The organism is Paenibacillus rhizovicinus, assembly GCF_010365285.1.
Lineage (GTDB): Bacteria > Bacillota > Bacilli > Paenibacillales > Paenibacillaceae > Paenibacillus_Z > Paenibacillus_Z rhizovicinus.
The window spans coordinates 5,376,713-5,399,983 of the sequence record NZ_CP048286.1 but is presented as its reverse complement, the minus strand read 5'-3'; the positions used below and the strand labels follow the sequence as shown (position 1 = coordinate 5,399,983).

The following is a 23,271-nucleotide window of genomic DNA, read 5'->3' as shown; positions in this document are numbered from 1 at the left end:
GCCTGGATCGAAACGGATCCAGGCGTCGTTCACGTTGCGGAAATTCGATTCATGTTTACGGGGACACAAAATAGACGGAGCGCTATCAGCTCCGCCTCGTGATTGCTATTCCGCCTAACAACGGCAGCCGGCCATCAATGTCCGCTGCCGCTGCCGTTGCCTTGTCTGAGCCCCTCGTTCACCTGCAGTCGAATATCCTGCTTTCGACGTCAATAACTACTCCCTAAATAAGTACTCGCTCTGGTCCTTGTTGTGATATAACTCCCAATACACGTCGGCTATCCGATTCGGATCGTAAAACGTTCCCGGTTGAACATGATCGGCAATCAGAACTTGACCGACATAAATCCCGTAAGGAGACAACGTCTCCGCCATTGAAAGCGCAAGCGAGCGGATTGCGGCTTTGCCAATGGATAAAGAAGCATAAAGCGGATTCGGAGTCAGCGCAATACCGCCTCCCGTGAAGAAGAGCGCCCCTTGCCGCCGTTCGATCATATCCGGAACGACTTGTTGAGCGCTGGTCAACGCGCCGACAGTGTTCACCTTAAAGTCTTCCATAAGCTGCTGTTCGGTTAACGAAAGGGGATCCCCCGGTACGATGTGGGCTGCATTATATACCAGCACATCGGTGGCTCCATATTCATTTTTTATATGATCGAAGGCTGATTTTAATGAGTCCGGATCCGATGCATCTGCCGTTATTCCGTGCGATTCAAGCCCTAACTGTCGAAGATCTTCCAAGACGCGTTCAAGTGATGGCTGGGTTCTAGCTATGAGAACGACCCGGAAACCATTGCTTCCAAATTTCTTAGCTATACCGGAGCTTACGCCCGGCCCAGAACCGACGATGACTAATAAAGGCTTATCGTTCATCCCTGCCCCACCTTGCTTCCATACTTACACTTACATGAAGCCTAGGGCAAGGAGCACCCAGCCAGCCATGAAACAAAGCCCGCCAAGCGGAGTGATGGGGCCAAGAAATCTTGCTCTCTTCACGCTAAGGACATACAGGCTGCCCGAGAACAACAAGATTCCCGCAAACAGAAGCCAGCCCGCCGCCTTGATCATTGCGGAATCCGGATCATGACTAGCAAGCAGGCCGATTAGAACGATGCCTAACGCATGCGCGATATGGTACTGCACGCCAACTTCATAAATCTTCAACTTGTCGGGCTCCAGCTTGCTTTTCATGATATGCGCGCCAAAGGCGCCGATCGCCACCGCGAGTACCATCATGATACTGCCTAGAACTACGAATGTTTGCATAACCTTCCATCCTCTCGTTGATTTTGGTCAATTGCGACAGCATGCGCACGCCGGCCAGTTCCTTATTGAACCTCTCATCGACGTCCTCTGAAGGTACGACGTAAATCATTAACCCATTCGTTCGGAATCTCCCAAAGTATGAAGTGTCCGCCATGTTCATGGGCTGTAATGTTCACAATGGATAAAATTGTATCACGGATTTATATAAGTTTATAATATAAATTTCAACGCGAATACGGAATGATGATAAATCAAACCCGTGGCTAACGGGTTAATTGGGCCACGGTCTTCACGCAGGAAAACGTAACACGCAAATTAGTTAGTTTCTTAGAAATAAATAAAGCTTAGCCGGACCGAAAGAGGTCCTGGTCTAAGCTTTTCAGGAATATTTTTGTTATTTTCATCCCTTATAAATTAACCTCTGTCACTAGCCTTTTAATGAGCCGACCATTATACCTTTGACAAAGTATTTCTGCAAGAACGGATAGGCGAAGAGAATGGGTAACGTCGCAATCACAATGGTCGAATATTGGATGAGCGCCCTATACATGTCCTCCGCTTGACCACTGATTCCGTTTTGTACTTGCAACATGCTGCCTTTATCATTTTGAATAAGGATTTCCCTAAGGATCAGTTGAAGCGGAAAGGTACTTCGATCTCTAAGGAATATGGCCGCATTAAACCATGAATTCCACATGGCTACACCATAGAATAACACCATAACCGCAATAATGGGCATCGATAATGGAAGGATGATTCTAAAAAGGACCGTAAAGTCATTTGCACCGTCCATCTTAGCAGACTCTTCCAGACTCTCGGGAATCTGCATAAACGAGGTTCTCATGATAATAAGATTCCATGTATTTATTGCGCTTGGGAGAATAATAGCCCATCTCGTATCGTATATGCCCAAATCTTTAACCAATAAGTAAAACGGAATAAGACCGCCGCTAAAGAACATCGTTATGGTGATTAGAATCAATATATATTTTGAAAATAGAACCCCTTTTCTTGATAACGCATATCCTCCGAAGCAAGTAAAAATCATGCTAATCAATGTTCCAACCACAACGTAATAAACGGTATTGTAATAGCCGATGCTGATATTGGGATTATTTAACACTAACGAGTAGCCTTTCCATGTAAACCCAAGAGGCTTTAGCAATAGTCCTTCATGCTGCATCAATAGCCTCGGATCGCTTAATGAGGCGAAGATTACATATAGCATCGGATATATACATGCGATGGAAAGCACAGACAAGAAAATAATATTAAACAAATCGAACGTTTTTTCACTCATCGAACGATTATGAATCATTTTGACACATCCTTTACCACAAGCTATTTTCCGAATATTTCTTCGAAAGCCAATTGGCTCCTATTAGAAACAAGAAATTTATCAGTGAATTTAGCAGACCGATAGCCGTGCTATAACTGTAATCGGCATTTAATAGACCTCTCCTATAAACATAGGAAGAAATAACATCGGCCGTATCATAGGTTAAAGGATTGTACAGAAGAATGATCTTTTCGAACCCTACGCTCATAATGGAGCCCATTCTGAGGATTAGCAGGATCATGATCGTAGAGGATATGCCCGGTAACGTAATATGCAATAACTGTTTCCAACGTCCGGCTCCGTCAATCGTAGCCGCTTCATATTGCTGCTGATCAATATTCGTCAAGGCAGCAAGATAGATAATGCTCCCCCAACCTATACCTTGCCAAATGCCGGAACCAATAAATATGGTTCTGAATAAATCCTTTTTAGCTAGTAAGTTCGTTTTTTCAAAACCAAAATGAGAAAGCAGCTGGTTAATGAGTCCATTGGTCGAGGTAAAATCGATAATGATACCGCATACGACGACGATCGATATAAAAAACGGCAGATAGGTCAAGTTTTGAACCGTTTTTTTGAATAGCTTGCTTCTAACTTCATTCATTAGCAAAGCAAGGATAATAGGGGCGGGAAAACCCCATAAGATGTCATAGATATTGATAAGAAACGTATTGGTAATTACGCGCCGAAAGTTGGGATCAATGAAAAATGATTTGAAATGGTCGAGTCCCACCCATGGACTATTGAGAATTCCACGTCCTGGATTAAAGTCCTTAAAAGCAATAATCACGCCGTACATAGGTATATAGGCAAATATGATGTACCACGCAACAACAATAGAAACCATTAAATAAATGTATTTATTTTTTTTGAAATCCGTTTTTAGAATATTCATTTTCCGGTTATGGGTTTTTACGATCAAAATGAATCATCCTTCCTGCCCTATTAAAACGATATGGGATGGTTATCTGTCGATTTGCCATCCCATATACGACGATTGGTTATCTATTGTTGTACCGTTCAAGTTGATCTTGCGTGATTTTAATCATCTTATCGATACCCATTTTTTTAATTTGCGCGACATATTGGTCAAAATCATCAATTGGTTCTTCACCCATGATGAACTTGTAAACCATTTCTTCCCGATACGTGTTGATTTGAGTCATCACTTCGGCATTTACATTGACTTCTTCATCGGTTGATGACAAAGGCGGCAAATTGTAATCCTTTGCCGGGGTGCTCCATTTATCCATTGCATCATAAACTTCAGGAGCCATTACATAAGAAAGCGGATTTCTAAGATAGGCCTCATAAAGGGATTTATATTTATCGATCGCAGTCCAGAAATCCACTCCGTCCGGATTCTTCGTTAAAAGATCCGTAAACTCGGGATGCTGCGTTTTAATTCTTTCACTCAAAGCTGGCGGGAAGAATCCGGAGCCGTCCTTCTTCTTCATAGGCCCGTCAACCCAGTTGTAGGATACGCCTTCAACGCCATAATTGAACAACATAAACCCTTCTGCCGAATAGCGGTAATCAAGCCATCTTAATGCGGCTTCAACGTTTTTGCTTTTTGCGGATATCGCAATATCGCTTCCTTTTGAATACCAATTCTTATTTCCGACGTGTATCGTCTTAGCTGGGTCATCTCCCTCTTTAAGTACGGGATACGTCGTCGGCACTAAATTGTAATTGGGGTTTGTTGCTTTGCCCGAAGTCGCCCACGGACCGAAGCTTCCGTAAAAAGCAACGGCAACTGCGCCGGCTTTTCCAGATGTAACCTGTGCATCGGCGCTCGTATCATCGCGAGTTGCGAAATCTTTGTCAATTAGACCCTCTTTATACCATTGATTCATCAAGGTCAGGAAGTCTTTGAACCCGGGCTCGATCGGACCGTAAACAACAGTCCCGTTTTTATTCAAGAATTGGGAATAGGAAGAACCAAAGGTACCGGCGAAAGCTTCTGCAGCACCGAATTTGCTCTTTAATTGCAAGAGCATCGGCGTCTCGAGCTTTTTCTTATCCTTAAGCGCTTTGAGAACATTGGTCCAATCGTCAATCGTCTTCGGCACCTGCAGTCCCAATTCGTCAAGATAATCTTTTCTGATTGCCGGACCTGCCCATGAAGGCTCTTCATCTGTCTGCAGCATCTTGAAGCTCCATATCGTACCATCATCTTCCTTGGCCTGTTTAGCGAAATCGGGATTCTGAGCCAACACTGCCGCATAGTTTGGCGCATACTTCGGAATAAGGTCATTTAATTTTAAATAGACGCCATCCTGTACGGCTTTGAGTCCGCCGCCTTTATATCCCTGATCAGGAATAATATCCGGAAGCTCTCCGGAGGCAATCATTAAGTTAAACGCATCTGATTCTTGTCCCGAAGGCGGCGTAACGTAATCCACCTTAATCCCCGTTCTTTTTTCCATCTCTTGAACAACCATGTTATCATTTATGCTTTTGATATAGGTTGAACTAAACGGATGCCAATACGTGAGCTTCGCGCCTTGGAATTTTGCAAAATCCGGTAACGACCCCGCCCCATTCGTTGCAGTGCTGTCTGGCGTGTTTGGCGTGCTGTCCGGTGTATTTGCGGAATTGTTCGTATCACTCCCGCAAGCTGCAAGAGATAGAACCATTGAAGCGACAAGTATGCCTGAAGATAGTGTAAGACCTAATTTCTTCATTCTCTTCATTGCCATTCCCCCTCTGGGTTATTGTGTTTCCAATCCAGGTAGCAAGTTAACAGATCCTAACTCGGTTACCCTGGTTAGACTGTATGTCAGGTAGGGAGGAACCGTAAATCGTCACTTTAATCTTCATCGCCAATAGTCAAACGATCGACGTTTGGATGCGCTATTGAACGCTTTCAATAGATACGCAAGCATAAAAGGACGGACGCATAATTTAGTCAATTGTCATTTTTTACTCGATCGCCTAAATTGAACTTCGATCTAAAACATGATGAAGTTCGCGATATTTCCCCGGGGTTACCCCTTCATTTTTTTTAAAAGTACGAATAAACATATTGCTGTTCAAGAATCCTGTTAATTCGGCAATCTCCTTGATATTCAATTCATCGTCCAGCAGATAAGCTTTTGCCTTCTCTAATCGGGTTTTGTTAATGGTAGACAAGACGCCTTCCCCTGTCTGACCCTTGAAAAATCTCGATATATAAACAGGCGTTAGCCCGAATTCAGCAGCAATAGATGCCACGCTTAAAGAACTGTCGTTGTAATGGCGTTCAATATAGGCAATAATCTCCATGCTTTTGCTTGCATTTACCACCTGATTTTTTTCATTGTAAGCCTGCTCTATTTTCAATAGAATATCCATCATTTGTTTCTGCATTTTAAAAATCGTTGTGCATTCGATTAATTTTCGAAAAGGATTCAGGCTCTCAATAAACTGGCTATCGTATATCAAACCTCTATCGTTAAATGCATTTATCATCGTATTTACGATAGCAAACATCAGACATCTAGCCATATCCAGCGAAATATTGGGATTCGCGAAATTCTGGTCGAATACATGCTGCATGACTTGTTTTGCATGTGCAAAGTCGCCGGCTCTTATACTATTAATAAATTGTTGTTGAACCTCGATCGGATACGTATTGGTGAAATTAATTCTGTCGGGAGGATAAATATCGCTATAGAGAATGATATTGTTATCGCCTACGACGATTTTATATTCCGCAGCTTCAAGACACTCCTTGTATGCCTCAGGTATACCGCTGATCGTAGAGTGTACATTGCTTATCGAGGCAGTTAGATGAATGCCGTATTTATCGAAAATCAAGTTTTTCCCGCTGATGATTTCATTTTGAATGAAGGCCGTGTCCTCGGATGATTGATCGATATTCGCTATGCACACGATGGATTTATCTACTTCGAAAAAAACGCAGTTAAAATGTTTCCCAACCAATTCCTCCATTATATTTCGAACGATAAACTGTGCTAGTTCTATGGATTTGTCATCGCTTTCATCATTTTCGGAAAAATGGATTTTACCTACGTCTTCTAAGTAGAACCCGATTACCACAAAATGATCACCATTGAGATCTATGCCATATGTACTGTATCTGTCATCGAGAGGCAGGCTGCTTTTGATAGATCCTTTTACTAATCTGTTTAGAAAATTATCTTTAAGCGTTTCCTTGTGCTGTTCCCATGTGCTTGTCATGCTTTTGTTTTCATCGATAATACTCAACATCGATTTTTCAATCAATTTGAATTCATTTAAGCTATGATCATATTTTATTTTGCCTACTTTCGAAAACATCATCATTATATTATCAATGGGATTATAATTTTTTCTAGCGAATAATAGCGCTACGAATGTCCCTCCGACCAGGCATAAAAAGGTGCATACTAACATGACTTTAATAACATCCTTTGCTTGTTTGGAAAAAAACGATCTCGGAACAATATTTATATAGCTCCAGTCTACATTTGCGGATTTGATATACGTTAATTCCACTTTGGAGCCGCCAAGCTTTAATTTTAACGAACCTTGATTTCCAATCAGGTTTAAAGCGGGAAGACTCAGATTGCTCTGATTATTTAAAGACGCAACTACCTCATTCCGGCTATTTATAATGATCGAGTTCCCTCCTAAACCTTTATTCAGATTACCTAATGCGTTTTCTAGAAATGCACGGTCAAGAATAATCCCAAGCGTTGCATTGCTTTCCTCGACGCCATAAGACGGAATGGATTGAAGAAGCACCGCGCCGCCCAAATTGGGGTATTCCGTATTTCTTGATGACATGGGATAAAAATCCCTCTTATGCAGCCGTTTTAAAAAGTTTATCCATGCCTCTTTATCATGCACCTCACCTGGATAATAAGCATCGAAGTATTCCATGCCGTTGCTTGTCCCTTTGTCGGACACGATGAGATCTCTTTTGGGAACATAGATGAAAACATCCTTAATATAGCTATTTGTGACTTTAGAGGTCCCAATGGTACGGATTACTTGCAGCATGGATAAACGGTAAGCCGGCGGAATAGGCTCGACAAGATTGCATTGTGCAATAACGTTCTTATCCAACACGATCGTGTTCATTATTTTGTCGATGTCGCTCAGTTTGTTATCTATCGTATCCTGCAGTTGGATTAGCATGGCATGATTGGCTTTATTGATTTCCGTTTGAATGACTCGAACGGATTGTATATAGGCTACGGAGCTTATAATGAGCGATACTAAAATAATGGTTAAATACGAAAGGAGTAACGATCTAAATATTTTCCTTTTTTCCTTAATGAATTTTAAAATCATACTGCCTCAATCCTCCATAATCTCCATTCAGAGAAATAGTAGATGACGAATCGTATAGGAAACATGTCGGTTACAAAGCAAAAGGCCCATGCCGGGTTCATGTAAAATGGAAGGAACTGAAATACCATTTACAAGAGAACTCAACATGAGCTGCTCCTAAAATTATCGAGAATTTGGAGACGTTGCATGCCAAATCGATCACGAGTTGGACCGAACCGCAACCGCTTCCCTTCAAACTGTTTTCAGCTTCGAACTGTTATCTTGCATAACTGTATGCCAAGCAAGAAGAAATTGTAAATCGTCACTTTTTACAGGATCAACTAAATTTAACATCGCTCTAAACATTATTTAGTTGCAACTCTAGAGCAGAGAGGGCGTAAGCCGTCCCATGGACGGGATGATGGCCTCTCCCTGGGAATCGTCCGCTGTCCGGCTGTTGAAAACTTTGCAGTGTTTTCACTAAAGCATCGTGTTCGCTGCTGCCCGCATTCGGCACTTGGTTTAACGTATACAGCAGAATGATCGCATCCGCCGTTCCGTACATATCTGCAACGACAGGATCTGAGAGCTTTTGACGATAGCCGCCATGCGGTTCAGCTTTGTGGGCTTCGATGGAACGAATTACTTTTGCTAAAAAAGGATTGATATTCATCTTCATTGTATGGTTGGCCTCGCTTTATTCAGAATTGACTTCATTCTAGATTAGTTTATCTAGGGCAGATAGGATTGAATGGAAGTAATATATGGCATAAAGACAATTTTCTTAGTTAGCCCTCGGAAGCGGATGCAGAAAGAGAAAAACTGCTCGGTGCATCTGTCGGAGCAGCACCTTTTCCATTACACATATCAATTTATTGACTTCTCTGCATGGCCGGCCACAGTAACGAAAAAAAAAAAAATTACCCGACCATCATTGATCGAGTTTAACTCATCATATTACATCAAACCGTCTTAATAGCTGCTCCGCCTCCTGAAGAGCCGCTACAAAAAAACCAGACAACCCGCGGGATGTCTGGTTTTCGCTTTAGTTGATCGGATAGATCCGTGCTTCGTAAGGTTGAAGAAGAAGGCCGTCCGCGGCGTCTTCCATCCGTTCCGGATAATTCCGAATGATCGTCTCTCCGAGCCTGGCGGTTGCCGCATCCGGGAGACGGCAAAGCGTCTCTTCTTCCGAGATGTTAAGCAGTACAAGCCATTTCACATCGCCAAGCGTGCGGTAATAGGCGTAGATGCGCGCATCATCGTCCAGAATCGGCTCGTAATCGCCGTATACCATTACGTCGTTTTCTTTGCGCATTCGGATAAGCTTCTGGTAGTAATAGAACACCGAATCCGGATCCGCGAGCGCTTGCTTCACGTTGATGTCCCGATAATTCGGATTCATCTTCAGCCAAGGCTGTCCCTTGCTGAACCCTGCATTCGCCGTATCGTCCCACTGCATCGGCGTTCGGGAGTTGTCTCTGGCGAGATGAAGCAGGCTTTCGAACACCTCCTGCGGCTCTCTTCCCTTGGCCACTTCTTCCTGATACTTATTTTTCATGGCAATGTCGTTGTAATCGTCGATCGAAGGAAAGCGAACACCCGTCATGCCGATCTCTTCTCCTTGATACACATACGGCATCCCCGGAAGCGTGTGAAGCAGCGTCGCGAAGCATTTGGCGGACTCCGTCCGATAGGCCGTGTCATTGCCGAAGCGAGTCACGAGCCGGGTGTGGTCGTGATTGTTCAGAAACTGCGAATTCCACCCTTTGCCCCAAATGCCGTCGTACCAGCGCTGCTGAATTTCCTTGAAGCGATGGATATCCCAGTGCGCCATATGATCGCATACTTCAAAGTGGAATAGCGTATTGAGCTCGCCGCGCTCTTCCCCGACGTAGAGCACGCCGTCTTCCGGTGATACGAACGGAATCTCGCCGACGGTAAACACATCGTAATGCTTCAATACTGCTCGTGCATCTCTTGCAGGTACCCGTGGATGCCGGGATTATTGCCCAAATAGGAAATGACGTCCGGGTTGTCCGCGTCCGGAAACCCTGCCTGCTTGGCGAGCAGGTTGATGACGTCCATGCGGAAGCCGTCGATGCCTTTATTGAGCCAGAAGCGCATCATGTCATAGATCTCTTCCCGAACCCGAGGATTGCTCCAGTTCAAATCCGGCTGCTCCGTGGCAAAGGAATGAAAATAATACTCGCCGGTCCGGTCGTCGAGCTCCCATGTTGAAGGCGTGAAGTAGGAGCGCCAATTGTTCTTCTCGCTGCGCCAAATGTAGTAATCCCGCTTCGGATTGGACTTCGAGGAACGGGATTCCTGAAACCACGGATGCTGATCGGAGGTATGGTTGACGACCAGATCCATAATCAGCTTCATGTCTCGGGCATGGACTTCCGCCAGCAGCCGGTCGAAGTCTTGCATCGTGCCCGCTTTGGCCATGACGGATCGATAATCGGAAATGTCGTAGCCGTTGTCCACATCCGGGGACCCGTAGCACGGATTCAGCCAGATTACATCAACCCCCAGGCTGCGGACATAGTCCAGCTTCTCGATGACTCCCTGCAGATCGCCAAAGCCGTCTCCGTTCGTATCGAAGAAGCTGCGCCAATAGATTTGGTATACGACCGCTTCTTTCCACCATGTTTTGTTCATCTTCGGGCTCCTTTTATTCCAGAATAAGCTCGTAGCCGGTCGTATTCCCGATGATCTCGCATTGGACGCAATTCTCGGCCGACGCGAGCGCTCGGGTAAGCTTCACGGACAAATGTCCTTCCCCGATTGCGATGCGCCGTGCCGTCAGCTCGTCGAATCCGTCCGGCAGGAACGGATTCATACGAATTTGTCTTGCCTGCGCATCCGGCGTTATGCCCAGCATGGCCTGCAAGAACACGAACGTCGTCGCGCCGGACCATGCTTGCGGAGAGCATGTCGTCGGATAAGGGATGGGCTTGCCGGATACTGCCTTGTCATAGCCGCAGAATAGTTCAGGCAGCCGCTGGTATTCGAAGGACTTGGACGCCTCGAGCAATCCGGACAGGAGCTGCTCGGCTTCTCGCTTCATCCCGAGCCGACTTAGGCCAAGCAGAATCATGCCGTTGTCATGGGGCCATACGCTGCCGTTGTGATAGCTCATCGGGTAATAGCCGGCTGCTTTCGTGCTCATGGTGCGGACGCCGTAGCCGTTAAACATATCCTCGGCGGTAAGTCTGCCGGCCACAAGCTTCGCGCGGGCCGGATTCGGCAAGCCCGAAAGCAGCAGATGCCCGGGATTGGACGTCACGGAGCGCACCTGTCTCTGCTCCTGGTCCAAGGCGATTGCGTAGAAGCGCTCGTCTTCCATCCAATAGGCCTGTTCGAACCTTAACCTCAGTGACTCCGCCTCGTCATCCAGCTTCTTCGCCAGATCGATGTCACCCAACTGCTTGAGAATGGGGGCAAGCGCCTTCTTCGCCTGATAGACATAGCCTTGAACTTCGGACAGCGCAATGGGAGATGAAGCATATTCGCCATTGTCGTGCATGATGGAGTTGCTGGAATCCTTCCAGCCTTGGTTCGGGAATCCTTTCTCCGCTTCCTGACGATACGTGAGGAAGCCCTCTTCCGCGCCGCCGATATGGCTGTCGATCCAGGAGAGCGCCCGGATCACATTCGGCTTCAATTCCTCGACAAGCGCCGTGTCTCCCGTCCAGCGGACGTATTCGCCAAGGACCACTAGGAATAACGGCGTTGCATCTACGGAGCCGTAATATGGCGAGAACGGCGATTGCTTCGTATTCACCAGCTCTCCGAAGCGGATTTCATGCATGATTTTCCCGGGCTGTTCATCCCGGGACGGATCGTTCTTCGTTCCCTGATAGGCGGCCAGCGTTCTCAGCGTTCCTTTCGCCTGATGGGCATTCAGCGGAAGCATGAACAAGGACGTGATGAGGCTGTCGCGGCCAAAGGGCACCGCAAACCACGGCAGGCCTGCCACCGGCGTTTGCCCATAGCCCAAGTCTGTCAGCAGCATGCGCATATCCTGGACGCCGCGGTTGTACAGCTCGTCGAACAACGGCACATTCGATGCGACAGCCGTCGTATCCGCATACCACGTTTCATAGGCATTATCCAGCAGCCGCAACCCTTGATCGAAGGTGTGGACATTGGAGCTTTGCCCGTTAAGCATCGGTGCAATTGTAAAGCAAATCTGCTTGGATTCCCCTGGCGCCAAGGAAACGGTAAAATGAATGCCGCCGTCGGGAGCCGGCTTCGCGGCCTCAGGCCAGTCCCACGCAATATGCGTCTCCCGCAGGATGTCATCCTTGCCCTGATAACGGATGCTCACCGCGTGATCGCCGATGTCCCGCCCGACGATTTCGCCAACCTCACCGGTACGGTATTTGCGGACGATAAACATATCCTGAAAATCCGCATCGAAAGCCGCCGCGAAATCGAAGCTTACCGACCGGGGAAAGAAATTCGTCAGCGACACCCGCTCATAAAGAATCCCGTCGTAAATGTATCGCTCCCGAAGCAGCTCGATTGCGCCATCGTCTTTGCTGACCTTCATCGACCGAAAGGACGCGTAATAGCTTTTGTCGGCATCGGAATGAAGAAGCGCGGGCTTCTCCCCGTCTATATAGAGCTCCATTCGGCTAAGAAAGCGCGTATCCTGCGTATATAAGCCATGCCCGGCCTCATCGTTGCCCGTCACATCGCCGCGGAGGTCGGTAAGAAAAAATACGTTTCCTTCTTTAATGACTCGGTAGTCCATGAATGCGACTTCCTCCTTCTTCCTGTTCAAGTGTCCCTACAAAAAGCAACCGGCGGGAAAAGGCTTGTCAGCCTTTCACGCCGGAGCTCGATATGCCTTCGATATATTGCTTCTGAAAAATAAAGAAGAAAATCAAGATCGGCAATGTCGTCAGCACGACCCCTGACATAATAAGCGGCGTATTCTCAAAGAACTGATCCTTCACGCTGTTCAATCCGACCACCAGGACATATTTCGCCGGGTCGCTCGTAAACGTGCTCGGGATGAGGTAGCTGTTCCAGGTTCCGGAGAAGGCCAGAATCGACATCGTAATGAGCGACGACTTGGCAAGCGGAAATACGATTCGCCAGAAAGCGCCCATTTTCGTAAGTCCGTCTATTCTAGCCGCTTCGATAAACTCATTCGGAATGCTCATGAAAAACTGTCGCAGCATGAAAATATACAAGCATTGGTATAGGAACGGCACTGTTAATCCCAGGACGGAGTTCAGCCAGCCGAGATGGGCCACGTTCACGTAGACCGGAATCAGAATCATATGGTACGGCACCATCATGGAAGCTACGACGATCCAGTAGATCAAGTTTTTGCCAGGGAAGTCCAGCTTCGCAAGAGCAAATCCGACCATGGGATTAATGATGAAATTCCCGAGGATGACGAGCGCCGTGATTACGATCGTATTGACAAGCCATTTCGGCACATTATAGGCATCATTGGTAAAGAACAATCGATAATTGGCAAACGTCCATTTCGATATCCCTGCCCATTTGTTGACGTCCTCCAGATGAAGCACCGAGGTGTACAGCGTATAGAGAAACGGAAGGGCAAAGAGCAATCCGAGCACGATCAGGAGCGCATAATTGCCGATCAGAGTGAGGCTCTTTCTGCTAGTCATGTGCTCACCCCTTTTCATCCAGCAGTTTTTTCTGAAGGAACGTAATAATCAAAATGATGAAGAAGAACAGCACCACGGCCGCGCTGCCGTAGCCGATATTCAGATAGCGAATTCCATTCTGATAGAAATAAGTTACGACGGTATTCGTGGCACCCGCCGGAGATCCAAGCGCACCGTATCTGGAAATGGCGGCAATTTGGTCGAAAATTTGAAAACCGAGAATCGTCGCCACCGAAACGATGAAAAAGGTAATAGGTTTCAAATAGGGCACCGTAATGTAGCGAAATTGCGCCCATCTGGATGCGCCGTCGATCTGGCCTGCCTCGTATAAGTCCTTGGGCACTTCCTGCAGGCCGGACAAATACACGATCATGCTGAAACCGCATTGCTGGAAAATAAATAGGATCGCAATGAATACCAGTGCATAATGCGTATCCGCAAACCAGGTCACATTGCCAAAGCCGAACAATCCGATAAAGTCGGTCACGAAGGTGCCTTGCTTGAACAGCGTCATGAACACCGTAGTAATCGCGATTTGGGAAGTGATGTACGGAATGAAAAACAGTGTCCTGAACAGACCCTTCCCTTTGATCTTTTGATTCACGAGAATCGCCATGATCAAGCCGATGATGGTTTGCAGCGGTACGGCGATGACCACGATTTCCAAGGAATGCAGAACCGCACGGTAAAATTCATGATCCTGCAGGATCTTCACGTAATTTTGCAATCCAATGAATTTCGCTTGGTCCAATGCAGCGAAGTTCGCGTCCTGGAAGCTTCGAATAAAGGACTGCAGGAACGGGTAGAAGAACCACCATACCCACAGCATCAGAAACGGCAGGCTGAACAGCCAGCCTACTGATAGATCCGAATCCAAGACTTTACGCAGCCATGATTGGCTTTCTTTGGTTGTTATCCGCCTCTCCGCGGTTGTATCTCCACCAGCACGCATCCAATTCCCTCCTTGCAGCTAGCCTCTTGGCTGTAAAAATGAAAACCGTTCCCGCTGCGTATGAAACGGGAACGGTCTGCTGTGCGCTTCTTACTTGAATTGTTGTTGAATCGCATCCAGGATTTCCTTCGGTGATTTTTTAGCCCCGCCGAGGATCGTAGCTTCGATTTGATTCACAAGCTCGTCCTTGAATTTCTTCGTTTCGGCCGGATAAGCAAAGTCGGTTGCCGTTTTCAAAGCCGGCTCGACTGATTTGAATTCCGGATTTTCTTGGAAATATTGCGGCGTAAGCGTCTTGACGGCGGAGTTGCTGCCGTTCTTCATGAACGCCGTTTGCGTTTGATCGTTCGTCATGTAATAAGCCGCTTGCAGAGCCGCTTGCTTATCTTTCGCATCTTTCAGTACGACGTATCCGTCCGCGATCATCGTGCTGCCCTCCGTCGTTCCTTTTGGAATCGGAAGCGTGACGTATTTCAAGTTCGGAGCCGCATCCTTCAAGAAGCCTTTATACCAGTAACCGCCCGTCGTCATGGCCGCTTTGCCGTTCGCGAACACTTCGCCGTCCCAGCCGAAGCCAAGCGATTTCGGCGTTACGGCTGCGCCGTCCTTGTACATATCGAAAATCTTTTGAAGTCCGTTAACGTTCGCCTGCGAGTTGATCGCTTTGCCATTGTCCCAGCCGCCGCCGTAGCTCTTCACATAGTTGGTAATATGGTACGGATCAATATTGATAACGATGCCGTGCACATCCTTGGTCGTCAGCTTCTTCGCAGCCGCTTCCACTTCATCCCACGTGGTTGGGTACGCGCCAAGGCCCGCTTGCTTCCACAGCTCTTCATTGATGAAGAACATCCCCGGTATTACGCTGCTTGGCAGCGCGTATTGCTTCCCGTCCACCTTCCAAATGTCGTTCGCGGAAGACACATAACGGTTTAGATCCACGCCGGCAGGACCGATCAAATCGTCCAGCGGAGCGAACAAGCCTTTCGTAATGTATTCGTAAGAGCCTTCGTTCGTCGTTTTAATGAAGTCGGGCGCTACGCCTGCTGCAATTTCACCCGGAAGCGTATTCCAGAATTGATCGCTGCTCGGATATTGCTTGATCTTGAGATCGATGTTCGGGTATTGCTTGGAAATACTGGAGGCGGCATCCTGATAAATTTTCAGATCCTCCGCGGTTCCCCAGAAGCCCATCGTCACCGTCGTTTTTTTGCCGGTACCCGGCGAAGCTTGTCCGCTATCTTTCTCGTTGTTGCCTTTGCTTCCGCAGGCAGCCAGCACGACAACCATACAAATCATCAGCACAATCGCTTTTCCAGCCCTCAGTTTCTTGCTCATCCAAGTATCCCCTTTGTCTGACTTATTTGTTTGCTCTCTAAGCATAAGTGCTGGTCTTCGCGATCAAAATCATTCAAATCGGCTTTCATTTAACGAAATGAACTTGTTTAGCGCTCGGGGCAGCAGCCCGGCGCGCCTTTTTATAATCAAAATGTTTTTTCTTTAACGATATTATCTAATTAAGCTCCTTGCGGAAGTCCGAGGGCGACATCCCTTCATATTTGTTAAACACGATCGCAAAATGCACCTGGCTGTTAAAGCCGACTTTTTCCGCAATTTCATAGATTTTGTTCCGGTAGTCCTTTAGCAGCTCCTTGGCCTGCCGAATTCGCACGACGTTCAGATAATCGAATACGCCTCTGCCCACCTCTTGCTTGAAAAGTCTGCTGATATAGTGCGGGCTGGAATGAAACGTATCGCCAAGCAGCTTAAGCGAGATTTTCTCGCTGTAACGGGTATCGATAAATTGAACCACGTTCCGGATTAGAGGACTATATTCCTTGTTTTTCCCCATAATACGGGTCCGCAGCTTCTCGTTAAACACGGCGTGGTAGTATGAGGAGCATTCTGTAAAATCCTCAAGCTGAGCGTATTCTCCGGCGGGCAGACTCTCGTCGTCTCCGACCGACAACATGAACAGCAGACCCTCGTACACCTTTTTGACTTCTCTTTCATTCATCCCTTCACAGTCCTGGAGCAACTTCTCCCAACTTGCGAGCGCAGCAGCGAAAGCATCGTATTTCTCCTCCTTCAAGCAGTCCTTCATAGCCACGATCGCCGCACCGATCTGCTCCTGGACCGACTCATCGTCGCGTTTGCGGTTCTGATAATACAATACTGGATCGTTCGGATGGTAAAACTTCATGTCGAGCGCTCTTCTGGCCTGATCAACGGCCTGGGGAAGCTCCGCATATGCATGAAAGGCATTGCTAATGCCGAAAATAGGATCAATATTGAGAAACCGTTTCATGGCGTTATGAATCATATATACGATTTCATTGACATGCGTGAACGAAGCCTGCGCGCTGTTGGAATCGCCGTGCGAAAGGACAACAAGGAACGCATTATCTTCCATCGGCACGCATTCCGTTTCCTGCTCCTTCGCCAACAGCTCGCTGACGATATTGAAAATGGTGGTGGGCAAATAGGCCGCATTCCCCTGCGTGTACCGCTTCAGAATCTGTCCGAACCGCTTGACCTTGAACACAACCGCGTATAGATTGCTTTCCTTCAGCCTGGTTTCTTCCGCGCGTTCCGCGCTTCCTGCAAGCAGCTCCCGGAGAATCGCAGCCTTCCCCGGCTTGACCTCCGCTGCTTCCGCACCGCTCATCCTGTTTTCTCGCGCTTCCGCCTGGATGTTTTGAAGCAAGCTGATAATTTCCTGAACGTTCATGCTCGGTTTATGGAAATAATCCAAAGCGCCTAGCTGCATCGCTTGTTTGACATGAACGAAATCGTCAAAGCTGCTTAGCATGATGACCTTGGTTCTCATGCCGCGGTCCCGAAGCTCCGCTAATACCTCGATGCCGTCTTTCTTCGGCATCTTGATGTCCAGAATTACGATATCCGGCTGCAGCTCCTCGATTAATTGGAGCGCTTCCTGTCCGTCCGCTGCTTCTCCGACGATTTCCATTCCGGCTTCCGCCCAATTAAACGACGACTTGATGCCGATTCGAACTAGCGGCTCGTCGTCCGCGATTATGATTTTCATCGTGAGTCTCCCTTGAATGCTGGTTTAATTACGGGTACAAGAAGAGAAGCCGCAGTGCCGGCGTTCTCCGCGCTGGTAATTGTCAATCCGTAGCTTGTCCCGAAGTGCAGCTCGATTCGTTTGCGAATATTGGATATGCCAATGGCGTTCAAATTATCGTCCACCTGTCTGCTGTCATTCATGCTCCCCAGTTGCTGAGGCGACATGCCTCTCCCGTTATCCGTCACCGTTATTCTGATGTTCCCCTCTTCTTCGTGCACGCGGATCTCAAGCTTTCCTTTATAGGGGATGGCATCGAAGCCGTGAAAGATCGCGTTCTCGACCAAGGGCTGAAGCAGAAACTTCAAGATTTGATACTCCCAAACACCTTCATCAATATCGAGCGTCAGCTCGAACTTGCCCAAATAACGGAAGTCCAAAATTTTCGCATAATCGCGGATGAATTGAATTTCTTCCCTGACGCTGACGAAATCAAGCTGCGTTCTGGCTGTAAACTGGATCACCGACGAAAACGCGGTCAGCGCCTCTTCGATGCCGGACGCTCCCTGCATGTTGGCCATCCACTTGATCGCGTTTAAGGTATTGTACATGAAATGAGGCCTTATTTGTGATTGCAAAGCAAGGGTTTCCAACCTTCGTTTCTCTTGCTCTTCCGTATAGATGGTACGGATCATCCTTCTGATGTCTTGAAGCATCCGATTGATCGTGACACCGATTTTGCCGAATTCGCCATGCTGAATGTCAATGGATATATCGAGCTCGCCTTGGGAAACGAGCTTCATTTGCCGTTCTAAGCGGCGCAGCGGTTTCGTGACGCCGGTGGCAATATAAATCGACGCGGCGATCGATAAGCCAAGCAGTACGAATAGCGAGATGGCGATCGTTCGCAGGATCGTGTCCACGAAGCCGAACAGCTCATGTTTAGGTATGACGGTCACCGCGCTCCAGCCGGACAGGCTTGAGGTTGCTTTAATCGCATAGTTCTGCTTGTCTTGATACAATTGTTCCTTGCCTCCGGCAATGGCCTGGAAGCTCTTGCCCAGCACGGCTTCGGCCGATTTACCGATGTCGCCGCCATCTTTGCTGTATATAATATTCGCGTTCTGATCCACCAGGTAATACCGCGCATGCTTTGTAAATTGAATATCGCTCCACAGCGACTTTAAATTTTCCGCATTGATATTAAACAAAATAAACCCGAGCTTCTCTTTCGAGAACGGATCGACAACCGCTCGCCCAATGGAAACGACGGGCGTAGGCTTTATGGAAAGCAGTCTTTCCTCATGGATGCCTACGGAAACATAATTTCCATGCTGACTTAGAATACTTTGAACAAACGGTTCATGATAGAATTCGTGCTCTAAATAAGCATGATTCATATAGTCATTATTGCTTCTTCCGAGGATCATGTTATTCTTGCTCTGGTAGATAACGGCTGAGTCGATCAAATCCGTGTACAGCATAATGCTGTTTCGGATCAAATCCCCGACCTCGTCAAACGCTTGCGACCTTTCCAGCAATGGAAACGCAGCGGCCTCGTAATCCTTCCGCATCAACTGGAACAGCGCTTTGTTTTGCACAGGAACCATAGTGAACCGCAATAGCGGGGATAGCGATGTATCGATATTTTGAGCAATTTGCCTGTTGTTAGCCAAGGTCGCGTCGAGGATCATCCGCTTATTGGATTGGACGAACAGCCAGGATAATGTGCCGCCAATTATGATGTACGGAATCACGATGAAACAAGCAAATGCCACAATCAGCTTTTGCCTGAGAGCCATTTGAAGCCAATGATTTTTAAGCACCTTCATAACCTCACCTATTTCATTTTGCGAACGTTTTCATTCGCGAGTATAGGGCATTTGCAGACGGAAATCAACGAAATAAGGCGGATTACCTTGCCTGTCCTTCAAAACGAATGGCATTCTATGATGCTCAGCCAGCTAGAACCGGTTATAAGCCCAGTTTTTCTGTCTTGGCAAGTTCCAACGTACGACGGAAAGATTGTGCAGGGATTCCCTCAAACAAAATATGTGATAACTCCAATACAAACAGCGAAAATCTGTTCCAAATGGGTTTGTGTTATATAGTTCATCCTTTAGAAGCGGAGATCGTTGCCTTATCTTTCAGTAAGCTAGTTATCTTGATGGATTGACCAAATCAGTTTTGGGTAAGTCGAGGGGATATCTATGTATGGGTAACAAGATTGGTATGAACAAAAAAGTGATGTTGTTAGTACCATAGTTGAAGCCGGAAATAACTTGCCCGATATCCTACAATTCATTGGACAGCTTCTTACAACAGCCGGAGATGTGATAACGACTATCGGCCAAACTATTGCACTTGAATAAGCTAGACAAGAACAAATTCAGTCCCAATTGGAAAAACAAGAACAAGAACGTCAGCAAAAAGAAATACAGATACAAACAGAGGAGATGAAGCACCAAATAAACCAAATACAAAAGCATATCAATGAAAGATAAGGTACTCCGATTTGCCGCGATATGTGTTTTTCAGACTATAGGATGTAATCGATGTATTGAATCCACGCGGTTTTGATGTTGAGATTCTTGAACTGTTTAGATACACAGACATCGATTTAGGAAAAACCAACAAACAAAGAGACCTGCAAGAAATTGTAGATCTTCTTACCGGGCTTTCAGACAGTGACATCATTAAAGCTAAGGTTATTTTGCGTGAAATTTTCGATAAACAGCAGTCTGATTTATAAGAATTATTTATAAATTAAAAAAGGTGACTCATCAGAAGTCACCTTTTGGTTTATATTTAAACCAAGTCCCATTGTTCAACTTGATCCATATGCTTAAAATCATCCCTATTTTCCACTAACGCACTCTATTTTCCACTAACAATCTTTATTTTCCAGCATCAACTACCTATATCTCAAGTCGAGCAGCAAGGCGCAAATCTCACGCTAACGTAAAGTATGTGAAAAGAATCACAAAAGTTCAATCTCCCGCCACAAATATTGTGAAATTAATCACAACTCTCGTTTATAATAGCCGTATAAAGGTGAACGAAGTATATGGAACATCGTACCAGCTTGCTCGCCGTTCCGCTTGCATCCTGACTTGATCCCCTTGCATGCTTACAGCGCTCACCGTATTTCCAACAGAAAGAAGGGATTTCTTATGGCCCGAGAACGCCGTTCCGGGAAGGACATCAGCCCCAGCCGAGTCGCCAAACAGGAGAAACGCCTCATCGTACTATGTATCGTCGTAGCCGTCATCATGCTGCTGTCCTTGTCCCGCTATCTGTTCGAATGATGCGTACGGCGGCTGTAAAATTTCTATACCATACCAAGCTTCGGGAGGGATTAAGATGCTGCTAAGCGGTTACGATCCGGTCATGTACAGCCGGATGCTCACAGGACTCACGCTCGCTTTTCATATTATCTTCGCCACGATCGGCGTCGGCGTGCCGCTCATGATTGCCATCGCGGAATGGATGGGCATTAAACGCAATGACGACCACTACCTGCTCATGGCCCGGCGCTGGGCGCGCGGCTTCGTCATCACGGTCGCCGTCGGCGTCGTAACGGGAACGGCCATCGGGTTGCAGCTCAGCCTGCTCTGGCCGACCTTTATGCGGGTGGCGGGCCAGTCGATTGCCCTGCCGCTCTTCATGGAGACGTTCGCGTTCTTCTTCGAGGCGATCTTCCTTGGCATTTATCTATACACATGGGAACGGTTCAAGAAGAAGACCACGCATCTGCTGCTGCTCATTCCCGTCGTAATCGGTTCATCGGCGTCGGCCTGCTTCATTACGATCGTCAATGCTTTCATGAACGCACCCGCCGGCGTCTCCGTGCAAGACGGCAAGATCGTCGACATCTCCCCGTTCGGCGCCATGCTGAGCCCGGCCATGCCGACGAAAGTATCGCATGTGCTCGTGACCGCCTACTTGACCTGCGCTTTCGTGCTTGCGGCAATCGCCGCATGGTCGCTGCTCAAAGGCCGCAATCATGTCTACTATAAGAAAGCGCTCAAGCTGACGATGATGTGCGCGTTCGTGTTCCTTATTGCCAGCGCCGTTATCGGCGACCTGTCAGGCAAGTATCTCGCCAAATACCAGCCGGAGAAGCTCGCCGCGATGGAATGGCATTTCGATACGACCAAGCAGGCACCGCTCGTGCTCGGCGGCATTCTGACCGATGACAATGAAATCAAATACGGTTTGAAAATCCCGTTCGCGCTAAGTATTCTCGCCCACGGCTTGCCGAATGCGGAAGTGACCGGCCTGAACGACATTCCGGAGGATGAACATCCCCCGCTCTATATTCACTATTTATTCGACTTGAAAATGGGCTTCGTCGCCGTTATGGTCGTAATCGCCGGCGCCTTCATGCTTCTGTTGTACCGCAAACGCAGCGCCGCCTTCAGCAACAAGTGGATGCTTCGAGGCATTATCCTGGCGGCTCCGCTGGCGATGATGACGATCGAGCACGGCTGGATTTTCTCGGAAGTCGGCCGACAGCCTTGGATCCTACGCGGCATCATGCGGACGTCGGAAGGCGCGACGACATCCGATCACGTGGACACGATGCTTGTCGTCTTCGTCCTGCTCTACATCGCGCTTGCCGTTTCTTCGGTCACGGTGCTGATCCGCATGTTCCGCAGCAATCGGGCGGAGGACGAGATCGCGGCAAAAGGCTTTAAAGGAGGCGACGAGCTATGAGCTACGAAGTGCTCGGCATCACCGTACTCTGGATTTTCCTATTCGGCTATCTCATCGTCGCTTCGATCGACTTCGGCGCCGGCTTCTTCAGCTATTACAGCGCGGTGACGGGCAAACGGCATCTGATCAACAACATCATCGAACGTTACTTGTCGCCGGTATGGGAAGTCACGAACGTCTTTCTCGTCTTCTTCTTCGTCGGCATCGTCGGCTTCTTCCCGGACACGGCCTACTATTACGGCACCGCCCTGCTCGTGCCGGGCAGCGTCGCCATCGTCCTGCTTGCCGTCCGGGGCTCGTACTATGCCTTCAATACGTACGGGACGAACAAGAACAACCGCTTCTACATGCTGCTTTACGGCGCAAGCGGCCTGCTTATTCCGGCCTCGCTGTCCACGGTAATGACGATTTCCGAAGGCGGCTACATCAAGGAAGTCGCGCCCGGCAAGGTGACGTTCCTGTACGGCAAACTGTTTGCGTCGACGTATTCGTGGACGGTCGTGCTGCTCGCGCTCGTCAGCGTACTGTATATCTCGGCCATGTTCCTGAGCTATTACGCCCATCGAGCCAATGACCGCGGCGCCTTCGAGGTCGTTCGCAAATACGCGCTCGCTTGGAGCGGACCGACGATCCTGTGCAGCCTGCTCGTGTTCTTCGCGATCCGCAACCACAACCCGGCTCACTTTGAGCGGATGCAGCATTTCGCCTGGATGTTCGTGCTGTCCTTCGCCTGCTTCCTGATCGCGGTCTATCACGTATGGACGCGCAAACGGCTTGGCGTCGCCTTCGTCTTCGTCATGCTGCAGTTCGGCTTTGCGTTCTTCGGCTACGGCGCGGCCCACATGCCGTACGTCCTGTATCCGTACTTGACGATCCACGACAACTTCACCAGCGAACCGATGGCCATCGCGCTCATCTCGGTGTTCATTCTCGGATTGCTGCTGCTCATTCCGTCGCTGTACCTGCTGATGCGGCTGTTCCTGTTCGATACGAAGTATGTGCAAGGCAAGCGAGCCAAATAAGGCAAATTAACGTCTGGAGGAGATCG

General features: G+C 47.8%; 17 protein-coding genes and 1 pseudogene. 4 read left to right on the top strand and 14 right to left on the bottom strand.

Annotated elements, in window-relative coordinates; genetic code table 11:
• Positions 1-216: 216 nt before the first annotated feature.
• From GZH47_RS24130 to GZH47_RS24065, 14 genes and pseudogenes are all read right to left on the bottom strand, one after another.
• Complete coding sequence (locus GZH47_RS24130; protein ID WP_162643576.1) at positions 217-873, bottom strand: SDR family NAD(P)-dependent oxidoreductase; 657 nt, start codon at positions 871-873, stop codon at positions 217-219.
• A 30-nt stretch (positions 874-903) separates the two neighbouring features.
• Positions 904-1,266, bottom strand: a complete 363-nt coding sequence (locus GZH47_RS24125; RefSeq protein WP_162643575.1) for a DUF423 domain-containing protein — start codon at positions 1,264-1,266, stop codon at positions 904-906.
• A 427-nt stretch (positions 1,267-1,693) separates the two neighbouring features.
• Entirely contained in the window at positions 1,694-2,584 is an 891-nt protein-coding gene (locus GZH47_RS24120) for a carbohydrate ABC transporter permease (protein ID WP_162643574.1), read from the bottom strand.
• Positions 2,585-2,597: 13 nt separating this feature from the next.
• Positions 2,598-3,500 carry an ABC transporter permease gene (locus tag GZH47_RS24115; RefSeq protein WP_162645402.1) on the bottom strand — a complete coding sequence of 301 codons (903 nt, stop codon included), beginning with the start codon at positions 3,498-3,500 and terminating at the stop codon, positions 2,598-2,600.
• Positions 3,501-3,606: 106 nt separating this feature from the next.
• Positions 3,607-5,301: an extracellular solute-binding protein gene (locus GZH47_RS24110; RefSeq protein ID WP_162643573.1), complete on the bottom strand. Its 1,695-nt coding sequence runs from the start codon at positions 5,299-5,301 to the stop codon at positions 3,607-3,609.
• A 241-nt stretch (positions 5,302-5,542) separates the two neighbouring features.
• Positions 5,543-7,888, bottom strand: a complete 2,346-nt coding sequence (locus tag GZH47_RS24105) for a helix-turn-helix domain-containing protein (RefSeq protein ID WP_162643572.1) — start codon at positions 7,886-7,888, stop codon at positions 5,543-5,545.
• Between the two features lie 337 nt (positions 7,889-8,225).
• Positions 8,226-8,546, bottom strand: coding sequence for a hypothetical protein (locus GZH47_RS24100; RefSeq protein WP_162643571.1), 321 nt, complete (start codon positions 8,544-8,546; stop codon positions 8,226-8,228).
• A 366-nt stretch (positions 8,547-8,912) separates the two neighbouring features.
• Positions 8,913-10,531 (bottom strand): annotated as a pseudogene (locus GZH47_RS24095) (glycoside hydrolase family 13 protein).
• 13 nt (positions 10,532-10,544) lie between these two features.
• Entirely contained in the window at positions 10,545-12,632 is a 2,088-nt protein-coding gene (locus GZH47_RS24090; protein WP_162643570.1) for an amylo-alpha-1,6-glucosidase, read from the bottom strand.
• Positions 12,633-12,699: 67 nt separating this feature from the next.
• Complete coding sequence (locus GZH47_RS24085) at positions 12,700-13,524, bottom strand: carbohydrate ABC transporter permease (protein ID WP_162643569.1); 825 nt, start codon at positions 13,522-13,524, stop codon at positions 12,700-12,702.
• Between the two features lie 4 nt (positions 13,525-13,528).
• The gene (locus GZH47_RS24080; protein WP_162643568.1) at positions 13,529-14,476 is read right to left on the bottom strand and encodes a carbohydrate ABC transporter permease; all 948 of its coding nucleotides are present in this window, start codon (positions 14,474-14,476) and stop codon (positions 13,529-13,531) included.
• 90 nt (positions 14,477-14,566) lie between these two features.
• Positions 14,567-15,814, bottom strand: a complete 1,248-nt coding sequence (locus GZH47_RS24075; protein ID WP_162643567.1) for an ABC transporter substrate-binding protein — start codon at positions 15,812-15,814, stop codon at positions 14,567-14,569.
• Between the two features lie 175 nt (positions 15,815-15,989).
• Entirely contained in the window at positions 15,990-17,525 is a 1,536-nt protein-coding gene (locus GZH47_RS24070) for a response regulator (RefSeq protein WP_162643566.1), read from the bottom strand.
• Positions 17,522-19,336, bottom strand: a complete 1,815-nt coding sequence (locus GZH47_RS24065) for a cache domain-containing sensor histidine kinase (protein WP_162643565.1) — start codon at positions 19,334-19,336, stop codon at positions 17,522-17,524. The genes GZH47_RS24070 and GZH47_RS24065 overlap by 4 nt, the downstream gene beginning before the upstream one ends.
• Positions 19,337-20,064: 728 nt before the next feature.
• Between GZH47_RS24065 and GZH47_RS24060 the strand changes: the two genes are divergently transcribed.
• The 4 genes from GZH47_RS24060 (at position 20,065) to GZH47_RS24050 (ending at position 23,245) form a co-directional block, all read left to right on the top strand.
• On the top strand, positions 20,065-20,256 hold the full coding sequence (locus tag GZH47_RS24060; protein ID WP_162643564.1) for a hypothetical protein: 192 nt from the start codon (positions 20,065-20,067) through the stop codon (positions 20,254-20,256).
• 421 nt (positions 20,257-20,677) lie between these two features.
• Positions 20,678-20,812 (top strand): hypothetical protein, encoded by a 135-nt coding sequence (locus GZH47_RS34420; RefSeq protein WP_263866873.1) that lies wholly within the window; start codon positions 20,678-20,680, stop codon positions 20,810-20,812.
• Positions 20,813-20,867: 55 nt separating this feature from the next.
• Positions 20,868-22,223, top strand: coding sequence for a cytochrome ubiquinol oxidase subunit I (locus GZH47_RS24055; RefSeq protein WP_162643563.1), 1,356 nt, complete (start codon positions 20,868-20,870; stop codon positions 22,221-22,223).
• The gene (locus tag GZH47_RS24050) at positions 22,220-23,245 is read left to right on the top strand and encodes a cytochrome d ubiquinol oxidase subunit II (protein WP_162643562.1); all 1,026 of its coding nucleotides are present in this window, start codon (positions 22,220-22,222) and stop codon (positions 23,243-23,245) included. Before GZH47_RS24055 ends, GZH47_RS24050 begins: the two co-directional genes overlap by 4 nt.
• Positions 23,246-23,271 lie beyond the last annotated feature (26 nt).